General features: G+C 72.3%; 3 protein-coding genes. 2 read left to right on the top strand and 1 reads right to left on the bottom strand.

The annotated features are described in order from the left end of the window. Nucleotides 1-154: 154 nt before the first annotated feature. Nucleotides 155-589 (bottom strand): MarR family transcriptional regulator, encoded by a 435-nt coding sequence (locus ABZW03_RS39955; protein ID WP_030235202.1) that lies wholly within the window; start codon nucleotides 587-589, stop codon nucleotides 155-157. 123 nt (nucleotides 590-712) lie between these two features. Between ABZW03_RS39955 and ABZW03_RS39950 the strand changes: the two genes are divergently transcribed. Beyond that, nucleotides 713-1162: a VOC family protein gene (locus ABZW03_RS39950; RefSeq protein ID WP_355269666.1), complete on the top strand. Its 450-nt coding sequence runs from the start codon at nucleotides 713-715 to the stop codon at nucleotides 1160-1162. 306 nt (nucleotides 1163-1468) lie between these two features. Then, nucleotides 1469-2334: MHYT domain-containing protein (locus ABZW03_RS39945; protein WP_355269664.1), on the top strand; the 866-nt coding region annotated here is incomplete at its 3' end.

The following is a 2334-nucleotide window of genomic DNA, read 5'->3' as shown; positions in this document are numbered from 1 at the left end:
GTCGGTCGCGGTCTCCATCCTGAGCCTGCTGCTCACCTGGCTGCTGCTGCTCCTGGTGTCGGTGGTCGGTCCTGCGGTGATGCGGCTTCCTCTCTCCCGCGGGGTCCCTCTCCCGGCTGGCCGGCCGGGGTCGGTGTGCCTTGAGGTGTACGAGCTACAGGTGGGCGAGCTTGTAGAGCACGGGCGCGGCCTCCCGGAGGACGGCCCACTCCTCCTCGTCGAGCCCCTGGGCGAGCTCGGCGAGCCAGACGTTCCGGCGTCGACGACTCTCCGCGAGGATCGTCTCGGCCTGCTCGGTGCTGCTGACGACCACCTGGCGGCGGTCCTCGGGGTGCGGTTCGCGCCGCACCAGCCCCTTCTCCTCCAGCATCGCGACGATCCTGGTCATCGAAGGCGGCTGCACGTGCTCCTTCCGGGCGAGCTCACCCGGCGTCGCCTTCCCGCACCGGGCGAGGGTGCCCAGCACTCCCATCTCGGTGGGACTCAACGACTCCTCCACCCGCTGGTGTTTGAGTCGTCGGGAGAGGCGCATCGTGGACGACCGCAGCTGACTGATCGCTGCGAGGTCCTGCTCGGACATCTCGGGCATCTCTTTAGCCTACGTCATTACTCTCGCTAAGGAAAATGAGATCCGCCGCCGTGCCGGAGGGTCACCCCGGTGCCATATTGGTCATGGGCCCCAGCTCTCGACTCCCAGAAGGGCCGACCAGCCATGTCCGACCTCGCCACCGAGCCGTCCGAGCGGTCCGAACGGCCGCAGCCGTCCGAGCGGTCCGCGCAGACCGAGCCCGGCGACACCGGCTTCGCCCGGCTCGCCATGGTCACCATCGACTGCGCCGACCCGGTCGCGCTGGCCTCGTTCTACGCGGAGCTGCTGGGGTGGGAGACCAGGCACGCGGACGAGCACTTCGCGATCCTGGACAACCCCGAGGGCGGCAGCCCGCTGGGCTTCGGACGGGTGACCGGGTACCGGCCGGAGCCGTGGAAGGAACCGGACGGCAGCAAGCACTTCCACCTGGACTTCTACGTCGACGACCTGGACGAGGCCACCGCGAAGGCCCTCGCGCTCGGCGCCACCGAGCCCGCCTACCAGCACGGCCGCACGCTGCGGGTGCTGATCGACCCGGCCGGCCACCCGTTCGGGCTAGCCCCTCTGGAGTGAGCGCCGAACCGCCCCCGCGCGGGCACCGGACGAGGCCCGGGGGTGGTGCGCAGACGGTGTCAGGGATTGGTGCCGGGATCATGCAGGCCGCGTAAAGGCCCATCCTGACCTGGGACTTCACGAAAAACGCGAACATTGTGCGACTGCCGGGCAGTGGCTAACCTCCCGGATTGTCAGGGGCACCACATGCCAGGCTCCTCGCCGCGGGACCACGCTCCCGTTCCGGTGCCCGTTGCCGCGCGCCTTCCCCGGCCAGCCGCGTCCGCCCGCGCCCCGGTGCCCTCAACCCTCGTCCAGGGAGCTCTATTGGGTGAGATCCACCATGCCGACCACGGCTGGGTAACCCCGGCGGTCTCCTACTTCGTCGCGTGCGTCGGCGCCTTCGTCGCCCTGCGCAGCGCCCGCTGGGCGCTCGTCTCCCAGGGCCGCACCCGGGCCGTCTGGCTGCTGTTCGCCTCGACCTCGCTCGGGGCCGGGATCTGGTCCATGCACTTCATCGCGATGCTCGGCTTCTCGGTGACCGGCGTCGAGATCAGCTACCGGCCCGGACTGACCGTGCTCAGCCTGCTGGTCGCCGTGGCCGTGGTCGGCGTCGGGCTCTTCACCGTCGGGTACTGGCCGCGCCGCGTCCCGGCGCTGCTGGCCGGCGGGCTGACCACCGGTCTCGGGGTCGCCGCGATGCACTACCTGGGCATGGCCGCGATGGTCCTGCCCGGGCGGCTCGGCTACGACCGGAACACCGTGGTGGCCTCGGTGGCGATCGCCGTGGTCGCGGCCACCGCCGCGCTCTGGGCCGCGCTGAACATCCGGGGCACGCTCGCCGTGCTGGCGGCGGCGCCGGTGATGGGCGTGGCGGTCTGCGCGATGCACTACACCGGCATGGCGGCGCTCTCCGTCCACCTGGACTTCTCGCGCTCCACCGCGGGCGGCGTGATGGCGCTGCAGTTCATCTTCCCGCTCGGGGTCGGGCTCGGCTGCTACGTGTTCTTCGGCTCGCTGGCCTTCGCCGTCTCGCCGAGCCGGTCCGACTCCCGGCCCCTGCTGGCCGGTCCGGCCGCCCCGCTGCCCCCGCGTGCCCCCAGGGCCGCGCGGGCCGCGCGCACCCCGGGCGGCCCGGACAGCCCGGGCGCCCCGGCGGTCCCGCGGCAGCGGCGGCCGGTGGGCGGGGCGAC

The organism is Kitasatospora sp. NPDC004799 (assembly GCF_040609095.1).
Taxonomy (GTDB): Bacteria; Actinomycetota; Actinomycetes; order Streptomycetales; family Streptomycetaceae; genus Kitasatospora.
This window is presented reverse-complemented; position numbering and strand designations above follow the sequence as displayed.

Bases quoted from the DNA above. Each gene is read 5' to 3' on its own strand.
- ABZW03_RS39950 (WP_355269666.1), top strand. From the start codon at position 713: ATGTCCGACCTCGCCACCGAGCCGTCCGAGCGGTCCGAACGGCCGCAG.
- ABZW03_RS39955 (WP_030235202.1), bottom strand. From the start codon at position 589: ATGCCCGAGATGTCCGAGCAGGACCTCGCAGCGATCAGTCAGCTGCGG.